General features: G+C 64.5%; 14 protein-coding genes. 4 read left to right on the forward strand and 10 right to left on the reverse strand.

All coding sequences use genetic code 11. The features are described 5' to 3' along the window. Position 1: 1 nt before the first annotated feature. The gene (locus DEA8626_RS07645) at positions 2 to 1,066 is read right to left on the reverse strand and encodes an ABC transporter ATP-binding protein (protein ID WP_108852410.1); all 1,065 of its coding nucleotides are present in this window, start codon (positions 1,064 to 1,066) and stop codon (positions 2 to 4) included. 113 nt (positions 1,067 to 1,179) lie between these two features. Then, complete coding sequence (locus tag DEA8626_RS07650) at positions 1,180 to 2,919, reverse strand: ABC transporter substrate-binding protein (protein ID WP_108852411.1); 1,740 nt, start codon at positions 2,917 to 2,919, stop codon at positions 1,180 to 1,182. A 366-nt stretch (positions 2,920 to 3,285) separates the two neighbouring features. Between DEA8626_RS07650 and DEA8626_RS07655 the strand changes: the two genes are divergently transcribed. Next, positions 3,286 to 3,909, forward strand: coding sequence for a transglutaminase-like cysteine peptidase (locus DEA8626_RS07655; protein ID WP_108852412.1), 624 nt, complete (start codon positions 3,286 to 3,288; stop codon positions 3,907 to 3,909). Between the two features lie 103 nt (positions 3,910 to 4,012). Here the strand turns inward: DEA8626_RS07655 and DEA8626_RS07660 are convergent, their stop codons facing one another. Further along, on the reverse strand, positions 4,013 to 4,933 hold the full coding sequence (locus DEA8626_RS07660; protein ID WP_108852413.1) for a glycosyltransferase family 2 protein: 921 nt from the start codon (positions 4,931 to 4,933) through the stop codon (positions 4,013 to 4,015). Between the two features lie 35 nt (positions 4,934 to 4,968). After that, the gene (locus DEA8626_RS07665; RefSeq protein WP_181366381.1) at positions 4,969 to 6,021 is read right to left on the reverse strand and encodes a Gfo/Idh/MocA family protein; all 1,053 of its coding nucleotides are present in this window, start codon (positions 6,019 to 6,021) and stop codon (positions 4,969 to 4,971) included. A 165-nt stretch (positions 6,022 to 6,186) separates the two neighbouring features. Here DEA8626_RS07665 and DEA8626_RS07670 point away from each other — a divergent pair, with 165 nt between their 5' ends. Then, positions 6,187 to 7,260 (forward strand): NAD-dependent epimerase/dehydratase family protein, encoded by a 1,074-nt coding sequence (locus tag DEA8626_RS07670; RefSeq protein ID WP_108852415.1) that lies wholly within the window; start codon positions 6,187 to 6,189, stop codon positions 7,258 to 7,260. On the opposite strand, the gene DEA8626_RS07675 is transcribed toward DEA8626_RS07670, so the two are convergent. Continuing rightward, positions 7,241 to 8,401 carry a glycosyltransferase family 4 protein gene (locus DEA8626_RS07675; RefSeq protein WP_108852416.1) on the reverse strand — a complete coding sequence of 387 codons (1,161 nt, stop codon included), beginning with the start codon at positions 8,399 to 8,401 and terminating at the stop codon, positions 7,241 to 7,243. The two genes, DEA8626_RS07670 and DEA8626_RS07675, sit on opposite strands and share 20 nt — an antisense overlap. A gap of 239 nt (positions 8,402 to 8,640) precedes the next feature. On the opposite strand from DEA8626_RS07675, the gene DEA8626_RS07680 reads away from it, so the two are divergent. Next, positions 8,641 to 9,813 (forward strand): glycosyltransferase family 4 protein, encoded by a 1,173-nt coding sequence (locus tag DEA8626_RS07680; protein WP_108852417.1) that lies wholly within the window; start codon positions 8,641 to 8,643, stop codon positions 9,811 to 9,813. A gap of 126 nt (positions 9,814 to 9,939) precedes the next feature. Here the strand turns inward: DEA8626_RS07680 and DEA8626_RS07685 are convergent, their stop codons facing one another. Both DEA8626_RS07685 and DEA8626_RS07690 read right to left on the reverse strand, forming a co-directional pair. Then, positions 9,940 to 11,022: an alpha/beta hydrolase gene (locus tag DEA8626_RS07685; protein WP_181366382.1), complete on the reverse strand. Its 1,083-nt coding sequence runs from the start codon at positions 11,020 to 11,022 to the stop codon at positions 9,940 to 9,942. Positions 11,023 to 11,186: 164 nt separating this feature from the next. Then, positions 11,187 to 12,593 carry a mannose-1-phosphate guanylyltransferase/mannose-6-phosphate isomerase gene (locus DEA8626_RS07690; RefSeq protein WP_108852419.1) on the reverse strand — a complete coding sequence of 469 codons (1,407 nt, stop codon included), beginning with the start codon at positions 12,591 to 12,593 and terminating at the stop codon, positions 11,187 to 11,189. Positions 12,594 to 13,035: 442 nt separating this feature from the next. On the opposite strand from DEA8626_RS07690, the gene DEA8626_RS07695 reads away from it, so the two are divergent. Then, the gene (locus DEA8626_RS07695) at positions 13,036 to 14,424 is read left to right on the forward strand and encodes a phosphomannomutase (RefSeq protein ID WP_108852420.1); all 1,389 of its coding nucleotides are present in this window, start codon (positions 13,036 to 13,038) and stop codon (positions 14,422 to 14,424) included. On the opposite strand, the gene DEA8626_RS07700 is transcribed toward DEA8626_RS07695, so the two are convergent. Genes DEA8626_RS07700 through DEA8626_RS07710 form a run of 3 tightly spaced genes read right to left on the reverse strand, consistent with a single transcriptional unit; the run spans position 14,417 to position 19,671 of the window. Then, positions 14,417 to 15,409, reverse strand: coding sequence for a C45 family autoproteolytic acyltransferase/hydrolase (locus DEA8626_RS07700; protein WP_108852421.1), 993 nt, complete (start codon positions 15,407 to 15,409; stop codon positions 14,417 to 14,419). The two genes, DEA8626_RS07695 and DEA8626_RS07700, sit on opposite strands and share 8 nt — an antisense overlap. A 47-nt stretch (positions 15,410 to 15,456) precedes the next feature. Continuing rightward, complete coding sequence (locus DEA8626_RS07705; RefSeq protein ID WP_108852422.1) at positions 15,457 to 16,917, reverse strand: biotin carboxylase; 1,461 nt, start codon at positions 16,915 to 16,917, stop codon at positions 15,457 to 15,459. Between the two features lie 15 nt (positions 16,918 to 16,932). Then, positions 16,933 to 19,671 (reverse strand): aminotransferase class I/II-fold pyridoxal phosphate-dependent enzyme, encoded by a 2,739-nt coding sequence (locus DEA8626_RS07710; protein WP_108852423.1) that lies wholly within the window; start codon positions 19,669 to 19,671, stop codon positions 16,933 to 16,935. Positions 19,672 to 19,681: the final 10 nt, after the last annotated feature.

Genomic DNA, 19,681 nt, shown 5'->3' on the forward strand with positions numbered 1-19,681 from the left:
CTCAGGCCACGAGCGCGCCGTCGGGCGCGAAATAGAAGCAATGCGCGGGGTCCATGAAGAACTCATGATCCTCGCCGACGCGGTAGGGATGGACGCCAGAGGCGAGCGACACCCAGGTCTCTTCCCCCATCCGGAAATGCGCGGTCGACTCTGAGCCCGACAGCTCGGTGATCTGCACGGTTCCGGTCATGGGCACATGCGCGGTTTCCGTACGCACGGGCGAAACGTAGTTCGGCCGCACCGCGACGGTGTAGGTGCCGTCCTTTAGTTCGGCCGCAGGGCCGATAAGCCGCCAGCCGACGCCGTGTCCAAGCTCGGCCCGGTCGCCTTTTTTCGCGACCATCGCCGAGTTGATCGGCGGGTCGGAGAAGACGCGGGCCGACGTCAATGTGTTGGGGTGCCGGTAGATCTCGGCCGTCGGGCCGAATTGCGTGACGTATCCGTCCTGCATCAGCGCCGTCTTGCCGCCGAGCATCAACGCCTCGGCCGGTTCCGACGTCGCGTAGACGACCACCGCGCCACGACCGGCGAACAGCTCGGGCAGCTGGTCGCGCAACTCCTCGCGCAGCTTGTAGTCGAGATTGGCGAGCGGTTCGTCGAGAAAGACGGCGGTGGATTCCTTGGCGATAGCGCGGGCGAGCGCGGTCCTCTGCTGCTGCCCGCCAGAGAGTTCATGCGGACGGCGGTGGAGCATTGGACGCAGCTGCAGCACATCCGCCGCAGCCTCAACGCGCCCCTGGATCTCGGACTTCGGCAGACGCGCCACCCGGAGCGGCGAGGCGATATTGTCGAACACCGTCATGTGGGGGTAATTGACGAAGAACTGGTGGACGAGGCTGATGTTGCGCTTCTGCGGGCTCATCCCGGTGACGTCCTGCCCATCCATGAAGATCTGCCCGGAAGACACCCGGTCGAGCCCGGCCATCAGCTTGATCAGCGAGGTCTTGCCCGATCCCGTCTCGCCGAGGAGAATGTTGAATCGTCCCGGCTCCAAGACAAGCGAGGTTTCCTTGATATGCGTCACCTGGCCCACGCGCTTGGTGATCGCCTTGAGTTCGAGCGCCATGTCCCCTCCCCGGCACGATCCGCGACGGCCGCTCGCGGGTCGCGAAGGCCGGGGCGCAGCCGCCCCGGCCGGACCCGCCCGGCGCGATGGCCGGACGGGAGTTTCGCTTGGTCTCAGTTCTCGGCCCAGCGGGCCACGAGCTCGTCGTAGTTGACGGTCTCGCCCTGGGGCTTCTCGTTATCGAGCTTGGCCTTCGGACCGTCCGGCTTGCCGAGCCATTCCGAGGGATCGACTTCGGGGTTCAGCCGGGGACCGCAGCCGCCGTATACGCCGGCAGATTCGTCGGCCGCCTGCATCCGGGCCATGGTGATGTCCATCTCTTCGGCCAGTCGGTCCATCGCTTCCTGCGGCGTGAAGGCGCCGGAGTTCACGTCACCGATCTGCTGCCACCAGATCTGGGCCAGCTTCGGATAATCAGGCACGTTGATCCCCGTAGGCGACCAACGCACGCGGTCCGGCGAGCGGTAGAATTCCACCAGACCGCCGAGCTTCGGCGCGCGTTCGGTGAAGCTTTCATGCCGGACAGTGCTGTCGCGAATGAATGTCAGACCCACATGCGACTTCTTGGTGTCGACAGTCTTCGACGTCACGAACTGCCCATAGAGCCAGGCCGCCTTGGCTCGGTCCTCCGGGGTCGACTTGAGGAAGGTCCACGATCCCACGTCCTGATAGCCGACCTTCTGGCCTTCCTGCCAGTAGGGGCCGTGCGGCGAAGGCGCCATCCGCCACAGCGGATTGCCCTCGTCATCGACGGTGTTGTTGCCCTCGGATTTCGGCTTCACCATGTCGGCGGTGAAGGCCGTGTACCAGAAGATCTGCTGGGCGACGTTGCCCTGAGACAGCGCCGGCAGCGACTGGTAGAAGTCGTAGGAGGCCGCGCCCGGAGGTGCGTACTTCCTCAGCCACTCGTCCCATTTGGCGATGGCGTAGACCGCCGCGGGACCGTTCGCCTCGCCGCCACGGCTCACGCTCGCGCCGACGGGGTTGCAGGTGCCCGCTTCCATGCGGATGCCCCATTCGTCGATCGGCACGCCGTTCGGCTCGCCCTGGGTGCCGGCACCGGCCATCGACAGCCAGGCGTCGGTCATCCGCCAGCCGAGGTCCGGGGCGCGCTTGCCGTAATCCATGTGGCCGTAGATCTGGACCCCGTCGATTTCCTTCACGTCGTTGGTGAAGAACTCGGCAATGTCCTCATAAGCCGACCAGTTGACCGGCACACCGAGATCGTAGCCGTATTTTTCCTTGAACTGCGCCTGCAGGTCCTCGCGGTCGAACCAGTCCTTGCGGAACCAGTAGAGGTTCGCGAACTGCTGATCTGGAAGCTGGTAAAGCTTGCCATCCGGGCCGGTCGTGAATTGCTTGCCCATGAAGTCATCGAGGTCGAGCCCGGGGTTGGTCACGTCGGCCCAGCCCCCCGCCATCATGTCGCTGAGCGGATAGGCCAGCTGAAGGCGCGAATGGGTACCGATGAGGTCCGAGTCGTTGACATAACCGTCATAGAGGTTGCGTTGCGTCTGCATCTGCGTCTGCACCGCCTGCACCACCTCGCCTTCGCCGAGGATCTGGTGGTTCACCTTGATGCCGGTGATCTCCTCGAACGCCTTGGTCAGGACCTCCGATTCATAGGAATGTGTCGGAATGCCTTCCGACAACACGTTGATCTCCATGCCCGCATAGGGCTCGGCGGCGCTGATGAACCATTCCATCTCGGCCATCTGCTCTTCTTTCGAGAGCACCGAGGGCTGGAATTCGTCGTCGATCCATTTCTGTGCGGCCGCGGCATCGGCAAAAGCCTGCCCAGCCCCCGCAATGACCGCAGAAACGGCCACCGCGGAGAGAAGATACTTCCGCATCCTGTCTCCTCCCTGTTCATGTTGGGCCAGCGGAAACTGGCCGACAGATCATCCATGGATGCGCCGGCGTTTGTCAAACTAAATATTTAGTAGACGCGAGCCTGCTTTGGCCAAGCCTGTATATAACTGTTTTGACTAACTTTTCTCGCCGCCTTTGGACAACTTTCGGGGCGGAAAAGCGTTCATGTCAGTCGCCGCAACCACGGCAAGACTTAGCAAAACCTCGGCGGAAGTCGGGGATAGTTGAGGCGAATAAACCGGCCTAAACACAACTATACCGAATAATCGCCCCGGTTCCGGCACATTGTCGCCACATCTCGATGGCGGGATGGCTGCGAAAGCTGCCACTTTCGCGAGACCGCCACCATGATGCTGCCGCTCTGGACTCGCGGACCGATTGACGTATCGCTCCGCACAATCGCTCTTTGCGCGCTCGTCGCGCTTGGCCTGCCCCACGGCTCTCAGGCCGCTTCGCGGATCGATCCCGCGCGGCTGGCGCCGAAAAGTGCGATCGCCGCGCCATCGGGCGCCGCGACCCTGTGCCACCGCTACGGCTGGGCCTGTTCGGGTAGCGGCGCTGCAATTGCCCCAAGCGACCTGCTTCATCATGCCCGCCGTGTCAACACGGCCGTAAACGCTCGGACCCGCGAGTTGTCGGACCGGAGCCAGTACGGCATCGAAGAGATGTGGGCCCTTCCCACCCGGCGCGGCGGCGACTGCGAGGATTTCGCGCTCGAGAAGAAGCGTCGGCTGATCGCGGCCGGTCTTCCGGCGCGTTCTCTGCTGATCGCCACGGTTCTCGACCAACGGCGCAACTCGCATGCGGTTCTGGTGCTGCGCACCGAACAGGGCGACTTCGTGCTGGACAATTTACGGTCCGGCATCCTCGACTGGCGTCGCACGGGCTACAGCTTCCTCAAGATGCAGAATCCCGAGCGGCCGGCACGCTGGGACGCGATCCTGGCCGGCGGCGTCTTCGGGCGGGTGTAAATCCGGCAGGCTGCGGCACTAGTGAGGCTCGACCGTCACCGCGTCTGCGCAAATGCAGACCAAGACCTCGAGAAACGCGTCGAGCATCGCAACTCACCAGTGATTAGTTGCGCTTCGTGATGTAGCCCCAGACTTCTCCAAGCGTCCAGGCCGAACTCAAGAGCATCACGAAAGGCAGCGCGCGAAGATAGCGCCCCGCCCTTCCCTTCGACGCCTGGATGCGGAAATGCCGGAACCAGAGAACCGGGGCGATCAGCGGGCTTGCCAGGATCAGCACCCAGCGCTTGCCCGCGGGCATGTCGCGCACCCGGATTTCTCCGAACAGCCGGCCCCAGCCAAAGCGTTCCGGCAACAACTGGCGAAACGTTGTGGGCGGGCGCTGATGATGCACGACCAGCTCGTTCGAAAGCCACAGCGCCTCTCCCTTGTCGATCAGGTACCAGTGCACGATCGGCTCATGATAGCGATCCTTCCAGAGATGCCGCGTCTCCTCCAATGCCCACCGGGAATAGCTGAGATTGACGTCTGAAACCCAGTCGGCCGGGCCGCTGTCGAAGGGACGCCCGTAACGGCCGAAATCGGTGACGTAGAAGGACCAGTTGAGAATGCTCGCCGGCTCCTTGCACTCGATCGCGCCGCCGATGACGTTCTTGCCGGTCTCGGCATAGAGCCCGACAAGCACCCGCGCCCAATCCTTCTGCGGCCGCCCGCGATCCTCCAGAATGCCGATGATGTCGCCGGTCACGGCCGCAAGCCCAGCCGACCGGCGGCGGTCGTAAAGCTCGTGCTTGCCTGCCTCGCTGGTGATCGGCCTCTTCGGCACGATGCGGCCGAGGGGCAAGAACTTCACGTCCGGAAACTCGTCCTGATACGCGGCGATGTCGGCGATGCTGTCGTCGTAGGGCACGATGACTTCCAGTGGCGGCGGGTTCTCGAATGCCGCGACGTCGCGCAGAAAGTCGCGCACATATGTGCCGCCTTCGACGACCGTGAGCACGATCGACAGCTTCGGATCCTCGTCCATGTCTCTTCCCCCGCCTGTCCTGTCCTGCGCCACGATCACACCCGCATCGGCCCAAGGTTCTCGAGCTCGACCGCCTGCCCGCTGCGTGTCGATTCCGCCACCGCCGCGGCGACCTCGATCGCGCGGAGACCGGCATGTCCGTCGGCGATCCGCAGTTCCGTCTTGCCCTCGACGAGGTCGATGAATTCGGAAAGCTCGTCGGCGAACGACTTCACCGCCGTCGTCTTCCACGACTGCAGTTTCTCGCGCACCGCGATGTCTAAGTAACGCTTCGTCGTCCGGCGCTGCGCCCCGCCCGGCCGATCCATGACGATCAGGTCGTTGCGCATCGGCGCATAGGCCCCGCGCACCATGCCCTTCGTGCCGTAAGCCTCGACCATGCTCTTGTAGCCGTTCCAGTCGTTCCAAGAGGCTTGGTAGATCGCCGAAAGCCCGGACGGCGCGGTGAAGACCGCCATTGCGTTGTCCTCCGACCCCTCAACACCCCAGACCTTGTTCGAGGAGACGCCGTAGACCCGCGTGATCTCGCCCATCAGATGGCGGCCCATGTCGGTCATGTGGATTCCCACATCCCACATCGCGCCCCCGCCCGAGAGTTCGGACTTGTACTCCCAGTCATGCGCGAAGTTCGAAAGCCCCGCGTGGCCGCCATAGATGCGGACATGGTCTATATCGCCAATCTCGCCGCTTTCCATCACGTCCTTCACGTAGGCGAAAGCGGGATAGTAGCGCATGTTGAAGCCGGCCCCGAGGTGCCGTTTCGCCGTCTTCGCGGCGGCGAGAATGCGGCGGCTTCCCTCGACCGTGTTGTGCAGCGGCTTTTCCGACAGCACGTGCAGGCCGTGCTCGAAGGCGGCAAGACACAAGGGTTCGCGCACATGAGCAGGCGTGGAGATCACGACGGCGTCCATGGGCACATCCAGGAAGGCGTCGAGATCGGTGAAAGCCGGGACGCCGTGGGCATGTGCCTTGGCTTTCTCAATCGTCATGTCCATGACGGCCACGAGTTCCGCCCGCGACTCTGAGAGGACCGTCGCAACGCGCATTTGGCCGATCTTGCCAGCCGCCCCGATCACTCCGATCCGCATGCCCGATCCTTCCCGGCGCGCCACCCAAAAAGCGCCAACCCAATCCGATAAACAATGCAATGGCGCTAGCATAGCCGATGGATTCGGGCCAGCTTGGGACCCGGTGACAGTTTCAATGGCGCGGCGCTGTGTCTATTCTGCGCCGCAGCGGCAATTGGGTGAAGCATGGAAACAGACGCGATTGTGGGGCTCAAGGGGCGCAAGGTTTTCGTCACCGGTGCGACGGGTTTCATCGGTCGGCGCCTCGTCGCCGCCCTGGCCGAACACGGCGCGGAAGTGACAGCGCTGGTCCGCAGCCGCGCGGGCGTGCGCGATCTTCCCGTAGAGATCGTGATGGGTGGAATGGAGGACGAATCTGCCCTCGCCGCCCAACTCGCCGGGCACGAGGTGTTGTTCAACCTCGCCTATGACGTCCGCGCCACTGCGGCCGCGAACCTTGACGCCTTCGACCGGCTCTTGAAAGCGGCCGATACGGCCGGCGTGAAACGCATCGTTCACACGAGCTCCATCGTCGTCTACGACGACTGGCCCGACCATGACATCGACGAAACCGGGTCGATGGAGCGCCCCGGCGGCAGCGCCTACCGGCGCGCCAAGGTCGCCATGGAAATGCGGCTCATGTCCGCGCCGATGTCCGTGGCGATCCTTCAGCCAACGATCGTCTACGGCCCCGGATCCTCGCTCTGGACAGACGGCTTCGCCACCGCTCTCGCGCAAGGCGGCGTCGTTCTGCCCGAGCCGGAGGGGCGCTGCAACGGCGTCTTTGTGGACGATGTCGTTCAGGCAGCGCTTCGGGCGGCCGTGCTGCCAGATCTCGGGCGCGAACGCTTCGTGATCTCGGGGCCGGAGCCATTCCCGTGGTCGGCGCTTTTGGAGGGCTACGCGCGGATCATCGGTCGGGGCGAGGTCCGGCACGTACCTCTTCAGCAACTGACTGCGGGTCTCGGGCCGAAACCCGACGAAAGCGAGGACGCGCCGCCATCGCTTGCGGCGCGCGTCAGCGCCCTCGTGCGGCGGATCATCGGCCATCAACGGTTCGAGGCAATGGTGAGGGGGCTGAAGCGGCGAGTTTCGAAAGGCGGTATGCTCCATCCCAACCATCATCTTCTCGAGGAGTTTTCCGGGGCAGGTACATGCCGCATCGACCATGCGCGCCAAAGGCTTGGCTACGCGCCGGACTTCGACCTCACCTCGGGCCTCGCCGCCAGTGCCGATCACCTCAGGCGGCTGGCGGGCTGACCCCGCGCCCCGCAAGCGAGAAATAGGTTTTCTCGAACTGCCTGTGCACCCAGTCCGGGTCGAACCGGTCCAGCTTCGATTTTGCGAGCGCCGCTATGCCCATGGATTCGGGAAGCGTATCATTCGTAAGGATTTCCGTGACCGCCGTGGCAATCGCGTCCACGTCACCGATCGGCACGACGCGCCCCACCTCGTCATCGATGAGTTCGACCACCCCGGAACAGGCCGCCGACACGGAGGGCGTTCCCGCCTGGAACGCCTCCACGATCGTGAACGGCAGCGCCTCCCAGCGAGAGGTCAGGAGGAAGAGGTCCGCAGCGCGCAAGTAGAGATGCGGGCGGCTCACGCGGCCGAGGAAGCGAAGATGGCTCTCCACGCCCCGCTCTTTCGCCAGCGCCTTCAGCTTCGCTTCGTCCGGCCCGTCGCCCGCGACCACGAAGCGGAGTTCAGGATGGTCGCGCATGATCCGGGCGACCACGTCGATCAGGATGTCGATGCCCTTCTGATGCACTAGTCGCGCGACGGTAATGACGAGCTTCTCGCCGCCGGCCAGCAACTCGCGCCTCAGCGCCGCGATCTCGTCGGGCGGGTCGTCCGGCGCCGGCGTAACGCCGAGGCCCAGGACCATGATTTTCGCCTCGGGCACCCCGCCGATCTTCGCCAGATCCTCCGCCGAACGGTGCGAGGGCGTGATCACGAGATCCGCCTTCGACGCGATTTTGCCAAAGGAAGCGATGCGTGAGGGGTCGGAGCCGTGATAGGTGACCGCAAGCGGGATGCCGGTGCCCATCCGGGCAAGGTTCGCAGCGAGCATCGGCGCGGATTCGTGAGCATGGATCAGGTCGACCCGATTGGCCTTCAGCCAGCGGCGAAGCGTCCAGGCGGCGCGGCAGGCGTTCGTCAGCCGCGCCGGAACGGACCCGCCAAAGTCCGAGATGAATTTGATGGGCAGCTCCAGATAGTCGGACTCCGTCTCCGGTCCGGCCCACGCGTCGGACGTGCCGGCGAGCGTGATCCGGTGGCCCCGCGCACGCATCCAGTCCCTGAGCGACAGGACATGCCGCGTGATCCCGCCCACGCCGAACTGGGTTTGCATCTCAAGGACATGAAGCCTGCCCAAACCGGGATCATCACTCGTCATGCTTCAATCCGATCCTGAAAAACGCGTCCCATCGTCCTTACTCCAGCCGCCACGGGATGGCACGTCCAAGATCGCCGCTTTGGGGGCGGATCGGATGACTGGAGCCGGAATGGAAACGACGTGACAGAATTGCAACCTTTGCAAACGCACGACGATCGGCACTACGAAGAAGGTTCGCGCCGGTTGGGCTCGCGCGCGGGATCGGTCATAGGGGAACGGAAGGAACAGGAGGAGCGGCCATGCACGTCGCCATCGACGCGAGCGCCTGGGATAACGATCGCGGTTTCGGCCGCTTCACCCGCAGCCTCGTCGCCGCCCTCGCCGCACGCGACACCGGGTTCCGCTATACCCTCCTCTTCGACCGCGCCCCAGAACGCGCCGCGCCCGAAGGTGTCGATGTGGTCGTCGCGGGCGCCGGCCAGTCCATGTCCGAAGCCTCGTCCGGCACGAGCGCACGGGCCGGTGCGGACATGCTGACCCATTCGCGCGCCGCCGCCAGGCTCGACTGCGATCTCTTCTTTTTCCCGGCGAGCTATTCATTTTATCCCATCCTGTCGCGCGTGCCGAAGCTCGTCTGCTTTCACGACACCATCCCGGAGCGTTTCCCGGATCTCGTCTTCCCGACCAAGCGGAACTTCCGACTGTGGCAGATCAAGACCTGGATCGCCAAGGCGCAGGCCCGGCGGATCCTTACCGTCTCCGACGCCTCGGCCGCCGACCTGTCGCAGATCCTCCGCATCCCGCGCGACCGGATCGATGTGACGACCGAAGGCGCCTACGAGGCGTTCCGCCCGATCGAGGACGCGGCCCGCATCGCCGCCATCCGCGACCGTCACGGCATCGCCGAGGACGACAAGGTGCTCCTCTATATCGGAGGCTTCAACCGCCACAAGAATGTGCTGAGGCTGATCGAAGCAATGCCTGCGGTTCTCGCCGCCGAACCGCTCGCGCGGTTGGTGATCGTCGGCCGCACGACCGGCGCGCGGTTCTGGGACAATGTCGACGAACTCAAGGCCGGCGCGTCGCGAGATGCCCGCACCTCCGACCGCATCACTTTCACCGGCGAGATTTCCGACGAAGATATGGCCGAGCTTCTGAACGCCTCCCACGCGCTCGTCATGCCGTCCTTGTGGGAAGGCTTCGGCCTGCCCGCGCTCGAGGCGATGGCCTGCGGCACGCCAGTCCTCTCGTCGGACCGGGGCAGCCTGCCCGAGGTCGTGGGCGACGCCGGCCTCTTCTTCGACCCCGAAGACACCGGAGCGCTTGCCGCCTGCGCGATCCAGCTTCTGAGCGACGAGGTGCTGCACGGGCGGCTGTCGGCGCAGGCGTTGGCCCGGGCGTCCACGTTCACTTGGGAGAAGAGCGCGGAACTGACGGAGGCGTCGTTCGGAAGGACCGTCGCGAAAGGCTGACAGGGTCGCCACAACGCACATTCAGCCGGCGCCCCGCCGATATCCTTGGAGAATTCGAGCCGAGTTCAGGCTGCGCCTGACACCGCATTTCTCTCCGACGGAACCGCTCGTTGGTCAGCAGGTTCCCTATTCTGCGTGCACCAGTCGCGCGCCAACCCAGGGAAGGACGATCCGCTCCAATCGCTCTCCGACGTGCTCACGATGGTCTCCCTCGTAGACGTCCAGGCGATGAGGTATGCGCTCTGCTCCAAGACGCTGCGAGAATGCGAGCGTTCCAGGCGGAATGTGCAGAAACTGATCGCCAAGACCGACGCCGATAGCAAGTCCGCGCAAGCTGCGAAGCGCTTCGCGGGAGTCGTCCACCCGCCGCACTGGCAAGGCATCCAAGAAGCGATCGTAGGCTGCATCCTCGAGAACCACCTCGCCGCGAACGATATCGAACGGAAAATCACCATAGGTTGGCGGATTATCGGGATCCGGGCTGAAGGCGGTGACGATGCCGAGCGAAGCGATCGGGTAGAAATCCCTGCTCTCGAACAAGGATTGCAAGTCTTCTTCGGACGCGACCTCGGCCGCGCGTTTCCATGCGTCATTGCCGAAGCCAAAGTCGTCGGTGGCAGCCAGACAGCACGGACTCAGGGCCCAAACAACAGAGAACAATCCGGGACGCGTCATCGCTAAATGCAGGGCACCGTAGCCGCCCATGGAATGGCCAACCACGGCGCGGCTGTCTGCGCTGGCCTTGGTGCGATAATTGGTGTCGACGAAAGCGACGAGATCGGTGGCGATGTAGTCGCCCCAGTGTCCACTGACCGCCGAATTGCGATAGAAGCCGCCACCGTACTTGTTTCCAGCATTCGGCATGACCACCACCAATTCTGGAATGTCTCCTGCCTCAATGAGGCGATCCAGAATTGCCGGCACCTCGAAGTGCTCAAGCCAGACGACATAGTCGTCGAAGATGCCGTGCAGCAGATACACAACCGGATATCGGCGCTCTGGTTGGCTGCCGTAGCTCGGCGGCAGATAGATGGCGGCACCTTGGATGTCCGGAGTCCCGAGCAGGTTGCCGGCCAGCGACGGGGCTGAAATCTCGACTTCGACGACACGACCGGCAGTGTCGCCGGCCGATTGCGCTGTCAGAACGCCAGGCGTCGCAAACATAATCCCGATCTGGAACAAACCTGCGCAGAGAAGTTGAAACCTCATCGAAGCCTCCATGTTTACCAGATTAACATCTAGGGTCGCGGGATTGCTCGAACAAGTACATTGAAGATCCGGACGCACCCGCGCGTCGCCCATGGCTCACGCTTGGAAGTAACCGCCAGATCTTCGCACCAGCGGTTCAACAAGGCAATCGCGAGGCCATGCCGCTACACGCGGCCGAACTCGTCCTCGATCCGCTCGATATCGTCCTCTTCCAGATAGGTGCCGGTCTGCACCTCGATGATCTCGACCGGGATGCGGCCGGGGTTGGCCAGCCGATGGATTCCGCCGATCGGGATGTATACGCTTTCGTTCTCGTGCAGGACCGAAACCTTGTCGCCCAGCGTCACCTCGGCCGTGCCGCGCACGACCACCCAGTGTTCCGCCCGGTGGTGGTGCTTCTGCAGCGACAGCCGCGCGCCCGGCTTCACCACGATCCGCTTCACCCGGAACCGCTCACCCAGGTCCATCGTCTGATACCAGCCCCAGGGCCTGTGATTGCGGATGTGCTCCTCGGCCTCGGGCCGTCCGTCAGCCTTCAGCGCACCGACAAGCGACTTGACCTCCTGCGCACGGCCACGCGGGACCACCATGACCGCGTCCGGCGTCTCGACGATGGCAAGGTCGTCGACGCCAAGCGCGCAGACGAGCCGCCCCTCGGAATGGATGAGATTGCCGCGCCCCTCCATCACCAGCCCGTCACCGCGAATCGCGTTATCGGCAGCATCCTTGCCAAGAACCGACCAGACCGCGTTCCAGTCGCCGACGTCGGACCAGTGGAAATCGGCTGGCACGACATAGGCGTCCTTCGTGGTCTCCATGAATCCGTGGTCGAAGGATATCGCGCGGGCCTTCGCGAACGTAGCCCCCGGAATCAGCATCCCGAGATCGGGCTTCAGAGCGCGCACGGCCTCGGTCACGGCGGCAACCGTCTTCGGGTCGACCTCGCGCGCGGCCTCGATCAGCCAGCCCGCGCGGAAACAGAAGATGCCTGCGTTCCACAGGCAGCCGTCAAAGATCAGCCGGTGCGCCCGTTCCGCGTCGGGTTTCTCGACGAAGCGCATGACCGCAGCGGCTCCCTCGCCCGCCGACGCGCCCGGCTTTACGTAGCCGTAGGCGGTCGATGGTTCGGTGGGCGTCACGCCAATCACCGCAATCCCTGCCTCGCGGACCTGGGTGGCGGCCGTCACGACTGCGGCGCGGAAAGCCTCGGTCTCGCGGATCAGATGATCCGACGGCATAACCGCAAGGACGCTGTCGGCATCGTCGTCCGCCGCGATCGCAGCCGCGAGAAGGACAGCGGCGAGCGTATCGCGCCGCTCAGGTTCGATCACCACGCGCGCGCCCGGCGCAACCGCTTCGACCTGGTCGCGGATCGTGAACCGGACGGGATGGGCGCCGATCACCATCGGTTCGGCAAATCCATTGCCCGCGACGCGGCGCAGCGTCATCTGCAACAGGGTCTCCTCGCCTGCGATGGGAAGGAGCTGCTTGGCCATACCCTCGCGCGACACCGGCCAGAGCCGCGTGCCCGTGCCACCGCAAAGGATCACCGGCAGGATCTTGTCGCTCATCGTGGGTTCCTTCGCGCTATCGTGCCCCGGGCGCGCCCGAAGGGTGCCGTCTTTTGCTCGGGCTGCCGGGAAGCCGGTGCTCGGCACATTCGGCATGCACTGTCGGGTTCACGGGGGGCTGCTCGCATGCTGCTCTGTCGCGTTCTCCTGGGCAGGATAGGCCGAATGACGGGGCACCGCGACCCTCAAACGCATGGCTGGGCGAATTGGTGGAAAGTGCGAAACAATGGCCGCCCGGCGAGAATACTCCTGCCATGCATGGTCGAATACCGCGCCGTTCAATGCGCGTCGCACCACGCTCCAGCCGCCTGCCGCCTCCGGCCCGCCCCGCGCCCGTTCCGCAAGCCGCGCGGCGCGTGCGGCCCCCTGCCGCGACGACTATACATCTGCGTCCGATCTGTCACAATTGCCTCTCGTAAACCACTGAAAGCGTGCGAGGAAAATGGTACCGAAATTCGGAACGAGCGGGCTCCGGGGCCTGGTGAGTGAGCTCACCGACGGGCTGACGGCGGGCTATGTGAACGCCTTCCTGAAGTCGGTCCCGCATCGCGGCGTCCTCTTCATCGGACGCGACCTGCGCCCCTCCTCACTGCGCCTTGCCGAGGCGGTCGCAGCGGCGGCCGAAAATCTCGGGCTCGACGTTGTCAATTGTGGTGCACTGCCGACCCCGGCTCTCGCGCTCGCCGCCATGTCGGCGGGCGCGCCGGCGGTGATGGTGACCGGCAGCCACATTCCGGCCGATCGCAACGGGCTGAAGTTCTACAAGGCCGATGGCGAAATCACGAAGGCCGACGAGGCCGCCATCCTCGCCTCCTACGACGGCGAGGCCGTTCTGCCATCTGCCCAACTCGGCGCCGCGCCCGATGCCCTTCAATCCTATGCCCGCCGCTATCTCGGCTACTTCGCGGCCGGCGCACTTTCCGGGCTGCGGGTCGGGCTGTGGCAACACAGCTCGGTCGCGCGCGACCTGCTCGACCGCGTGCTGATCGCTCTGGGGGCCGAAACCGTGCCCCTCGGTCGTTCGGAGGAATTCGTGCCTGTCGACACCGAAGCGGTCAGCGACGAGACGCGCGCACTGCTTGCGTCCTGGGCGCACGAGCACCGGCTCCACGCGATTGTCTCGACCGACGGCGACGCGGACCGGCCGCTCGTGGCGGATGCCGAAGGCCGGGTCGTCCCCGGTGACGTGCTGGGTCTTCTGACCGCATGGGCGCTCGGTGCAGGCACGGTGGTGACGCCGCTTTCCTCGAACACGGTGATCGAGGCGTCCGGCGCGTTCGCGCAGGTGATCCGCACGCGGATCGGCTCGCCATACGTGATCGAGGCGATGGAGGTTGCGCGGCGCGATCCTGCGGCCCGCGTGGTCGGGTTCGAGGCGAATGGCGGCTTTCTTCTGGGCTTCGAGGCATCGGGCTCGGGCGACAGTGTGGCGCCCTTGATGACGCGTGATGCATTCCTGCCGATCCTCGTGCCGCTGGCCGAGACGGCCGCAAGGGGAAAGCCGCTGTCGGCACTCGTCGCCGCCCTGCCCAACCGTCACACGGCGAGCGACCGGCTTCAGAACACGCCGTCGGAACGCTCGTCAGACCTGGTTGCACGGCTTGCCGCAGATGCGGAGGAACGTGCCCGGTTCTTCGCCGGTCTTGGCCCCGAAACTGCGCTCGATCTGACCGACGGGCTCAGGGTGACCTTCACCTCCGGCGCGATCGCGCATCTACGACCGTCAGGCAATGCGCCGGAGCTCAGGGCCTATGCCGAGGCGAGCAGCGAGAGCAACGCCGCCGCGCTCGTTCGCCAGCTTCTGAGCCGTGCCCGAGACGCGCTTACCTGACCCCGATCCCAGCCGTCTCCGGCGTGTGAATGAGCCGCGTGCCTTCCTCGAATCCGTCCAGGGCGAAGCGCCAAGACGCACCGGGCCAGCGCAGTTCCATCTCACCCAGGCGTGGCCGGTAGACGGCGGTGTAGAGCGTTCCGAACCCGTGCGCGAAGGCGGTCGAATAGATCGGCGGGCGCAGGAAGGCCGAGATGAACTTTTCCTGCGCTTCGATATGCAGCGTGAGGCGCTGTAGCAGGAAGCGCTCACGCTCCACCGTCGCGGTCATGCGCGCATGGCTCGTCCACTCCACTGTCTTCTGGTGATTGGTGGCGACCGCCGCATGCGTGATCTCGGCCGGGCGGTCGGGCGCCATCATCACGGTCAGGAAGCGCCGCTTGGCGTCAAGGACGGTGACGTTGTAGCTCATATGCGTGGGGATGCGGGCGAGCGCCGCGCCCGCCTCTTCGGCGGTCTGGCAGGTCTGGAGCACGTAGCGCAGGATCAGCGGCACGCCGAAGCCCTCCCCCACCACCTGTCTTCCACCGAAGGTCAGAGATGCGGCGAGCCCGGCGTCGTTCACGCCATCGACGAGCCCCCAGAGCCCGTCGCTCGTGCCGAGCACGCTCCGCCCCAGCCACTCCGTACGCATTATGATCCTGTCGAACGCGTTTGGATTGTAGTCGTAGTTCCGGACCATGACCGGCTCGCGCCCCGGCCAGATCGCCTGGCTGCATCCTGACAGGTAAGGCGGCGGGCGGTAGAAGGACAAAAACCGCGCTGCGTGATCTCCACCGCCGGCAAGCTCGCAGAGCCGGTCATAGAGCGGAACGAGTTCCGGCATGTGCTGCTTCAGCGCCTGCCGGCTTTCCCAGAAAGGCGGGCGCGGCCCCTCGCCCTCCCTCAGCCACCAGCGATGATAGTCCGGCCAATACTCGGCAAAAAGCGCGGCCCATTTCGGGCCGGGCTTGGGTTCGTCGATGGCGCGCCAGGGAAATTCCATGTCGGTCCGGTCCTCGGGTGCGGCGCACGCGCCGGACCCGGCATGGGCTACATAATCTTGAACACGGGATCGGCAAGCGCCGGACCGGCCTGCGCCATGTCCAGGGGCCGCGCGGCGAAGCCGTGCTTGATACCGTGGATCCACTTCTTGGCGCGCTCGTTGAGCTTGAAGCCCGCGGTCATCGAGCGTCCGCGCGTGACGAGAATGCCGAGATCGGCGCCTTCGTAGCGGTAGTCGCCGGGCTTCAGGATGCGCAGGAAGAAGGCCTCGTTCTCCGATTCCACGGCGCGGCGGTGATAGTCGAAGCGGTCGAAGACGACCCGGCCGTCCTCCAGCATCTTGTAGATGCCGGTCTGCGGCGCGTGGGTGACGATGTCGACGCTGTCCTCGGTATGCTTGATGACCATCTGGCTCCATGAATCGATCATGTCGGCATCGGCCCAGCGGGCGTTCAGCTCCTTGATGCCGAGGTGGAACTTCTTTCTCGAGAACTCGAGCAGATGGAACAGGAAGAGCGGCGCGTCGGCATGGGCGAAGGCGGCGTGGTTTGTCATTGATGACGCCCCGGTAATGCGCGGATTTAGCTCGCCAAGCCAGATGTCGCCGGTCTTCTTGTCGATCAGGAAATCAAGCTCGAAGTAGCCGCGATACCCCTCCTTGCGAAGCTGCTCGCCGAACTTGAAGGTCAGCTCCCGCGCCTTCTGGCGGGTCTTCGGCGGGAAGGCGGTCGAGAATATCTCGTTGCCGCACCAGCCGCCGCGATAGGGGGTCAGCTCCTTGAAGCCCACGAGCTCGGTCATCAGGGGCCCGACGATCGTGCCCTCCTTCGTCGCGCAGGCTTCGATCGCCGATCCGCGGCAATCGATGCGCTTCATGATCTTGATCTCGCCTTCGCCGATGATCTCGTGTTCGTGGCGGCGGAAATCGGCCTCGGACTTGATGAAGAATGTGGTATGGCCGGAATCGCCGAACGCCGATTGCAGCACGAGGTCATGGCCGATCCCGGCCTTCTCGCACGTCTTGCGGAGGTCGTCGTAGCTCTTGACCTCGGCCAGCACGTTCGGCACCGAGGGCACACCGGCCTTGTTGCCGATCCGCACGGTCTCGATCTTGTTGTCCATATTGGTCCGGAGCTTCGCCTTCGGGAACCAGACCTCGGCGCCCAGCTCCTTGGCCAGCCGCTCGGTCTCCTCGTCGAACATCAGGAAGACGAACTTCGGCTTGCCGCCGCGCCGCTTGATGAGGTCGATCACCTCCTTGTGCTGGAGGAGGTAGTTGTTGATCTCCTCGATCGACTGGAACTCCGCATGCGGCTGCTCGGACGGGCAGAACACGTTCGGATGACGGCCGTCATAGCAGTCGATATAGCATATGTATTTGAAATTCTTGCACCATTCGTCGATGCCCAAGAGGTTGAAATTGGTCGCCGAGATGAAATAGATCGGATCTTCGTTGCGGTGAAAATGCCGGCGGATTTCGGAGATGTTCTTCAGTTCGCCTTTAGCCATTTGGTACTCCCCTGTTCATTCCGCCGCCTTCGGCAGCTTCTTCTTCAATAGTCCGTGCAGCGCCTCCTCGGTGAAGACGCGCAGGCCCAGGTCGGGCCGGTAGCCGTGGATCTCGTTCACGTCGAGCGCGCGCATGAAGGCGAGGATCTCCTCGCTCACCACCTGACCGGGCACGAGGATCGGGAAGCCAGGCGGATAGGGGATGATGAATGAGGCCGACACGACCTCGCGCCCGCTTTCCATCGCCTCGCGGATGGAGCCGTCGAGCGCGAGATAGTCGCAGTTGTTCTCGTCGTAGCTGTAGAAGAACGCGGTCCGGATGTCGCCCTCCCCGGTCGTCGGGTCGCCGCAGAATGCGTCGTGGAAGCGCGAGAAGTCAGGCAGCGGCGGCAGATCCTCCACCAGCGCCTTGACGCGGTGTTCGAAGGCGAGCCGCTCCATCTTCGAGGCATCGTCGAGCAGGTCGTCGAGTTCATGCGCGATCTCCACGAGAACCTCGATCAGGTAGGCGACCGAGGACCGCGTGGTGCCGATGTTCGTCATGAACAGCACGGTGTTGCGCGAGGTCTTGTTGATCTGGATGCCGTACTTGTCCATCAGGATCTGGGTCTTGAACGTGTCGCCGTCCCAGCCGGTACCGCCGACGGCGAGCGTCACCCGCGTCGCGTCGAGCACGAACTCGTCCTGTTCCCAGCATTCCCAGATGTCGGTCCAGCCCTGATGGGGGTCGTAGTAGCTCTCGACCCCGCTTTCGCGGTACTCCTCGGGGATCATGTCGCCGGCGGTCAGGACCTTGAAGTATTTCTGCAAGAGCGGATGGGTCGAGATCGCCTTGCGCATCGACATCGCCGCCTCGACCTGGCGCTGCACGAATTCGAACCCCTCGAGCTCGACCTGCCGCCGGCCGACATCTAGCGAGGCGATGATCTGGTAGTTCGGGCTGGTCGAGGTGTGGGTCATGTAGGCTTCATGGAACGATTGCTCGACCTCGCCCTTGAAGTCCTGATCGTTGACATGGATCATCGATCCCTGTCGGAGCGCGGTTAGCGTCTTGTGCGTCGACTGGGTCGCGTAGACCCGAACGCGCGCGTCGGGCGGCGGGACGAGCCGCGCGTTCAGCAGCGCCTTCTCGTCGGCGTCTTTCAGCTTTTCTTGCTGCTTCTCCCAGGCCTTGGTCTGGTCGGGGCCTCTAAGCCGCTCCCTCAGCGCGTTGGCGGCGTTCATCGCGGTGCGCTGACGGTAAGTCGGACCGAACCGGGCGAAGGCGAACCAGGCCTCGTCCCAGAGGAAGATGAGGTCGGGCTTGACGGCGAGGCATTCCTCCATCACCCGCTCGACATTGTAGACCACGCCGTCGAAGGTGCAGTTCGTGAGCAGGAGCATCCGCACCTTATCGAGCTTGCCCGCCGCCTTCAGCTTCAGAAGCTGATGCTTGATTTCCCGAAGCGGCACCGCCCCGTACATCGAGTATTCGTTCAGGGGATAGCTGTCGAGATAGACGACCTGCGCGCCCGCCAGCACCATGCCGTAGTGGTGCGACTTGTGGCAGTCGCGGTCCACCAGCACGATATCTCCCGGCCTGACAAGGGCTTGTACGACGATCTTGTTGCAGGTCGAAGTGCCGTTCGTAGCGAAGAACGTCTGCTTCGAGCCGAAGGCGCGGGCAGCGAGTTCCTGGGCGCGTTTGATCGGCCCGTGCGGTTCGAGCAGGCTGTCGAGCCCGCCGCTCGTCGCCGAGGTCTCGGCGAGGAAGATGTTCGGCCCGTAGAACGCCCCCATGTCCTGGATCCAGTGCGAGCGCGAGATCGACTTGCCGCGGCTGATCGGCATAGCGTGAAAGACGCCGGTGGGCTGCTTGGAATACTCCACGAGCGCCGTGAAGAACGGCGTCTTGTAGCGGGACTGCACCCCCCTCAGGATGTTGAGGTGCAATTCCATGAAGTCTTCCTGGTTGTAGAAGACGCGCCGGCAGATGCCGAGATCGAGCCCGGCGATCTCCTCCACCGAGCGTTCGGTCACCAGATAGGCGTCAAGCTCCGGCCGCACCTTCGCGATCAGCCGGCAGAGCTCGGGCCCGTAATCCTCGGGCTTAAGCCCCTCGATTCCCTCCGCGCCGCCGGCCCGGTTCAGGTAGCGCTTCAGGATCGGCAGTTCCGCCCGCGACTTCAGCGTCAGCCCGGGTCTCACCACGACCGCCTGGACGTTGTGGTTGAAGAGCACGCCGATCAGTGCGTCCTCGAGGCTCGGCACCACGACGGTCTCGTAGACGAAGGGATCCTCGCTCCGCCGCATGCGCTGGACGTTGTTCCTGAGCCAGCGTTCCTGATGCTCGTTCAGGTCGTCGACGATGATCACCTCGAAATACGGGCGCGCCAGCGCCCGCGCTTCGGGCGGCAGCATCGCCTCGTCCTCGTGATCCTCGGCATCGGCCGCGTCGCGGTCGAGCGGGATGTGCCGCCGGCGATAGGCCCCGGTCGTAAGCGCCCGCGTGACCCGGTGCACGCCAAAGGCGAGGTCGTCGAGATTGCCATGCTCGAATTGGCGGCGGAGGTGGTCGAAGGCCTGAGTGCCTGGAAAGGCCCAATAGCGCTCGATGAGCGCGAGCGCATCGAAAAGTTCGTTGACCTGCTTGTTGAGCGCCGCCGCCTTGCGGCCGGATGGATCGCGACTAAGTTCCCCCGTCGCGGCGCGCAGGGCGCTCCAGCGATCCGAGCGGAGCTGAATGGCAGAATAGTAGTCGTTGACCGATTGCATGTTCTCGACC

The organism is Defluviimonas aquaemixtae (assembly GCF_900302475.1).
Classification (GTDB): Bacteria; Pseudomonadota; Alphaproteobacteria; order Rhodobacterales; family Rhodobacteraceae; genus Albidovulum; species Albidovulum aquaemixtae.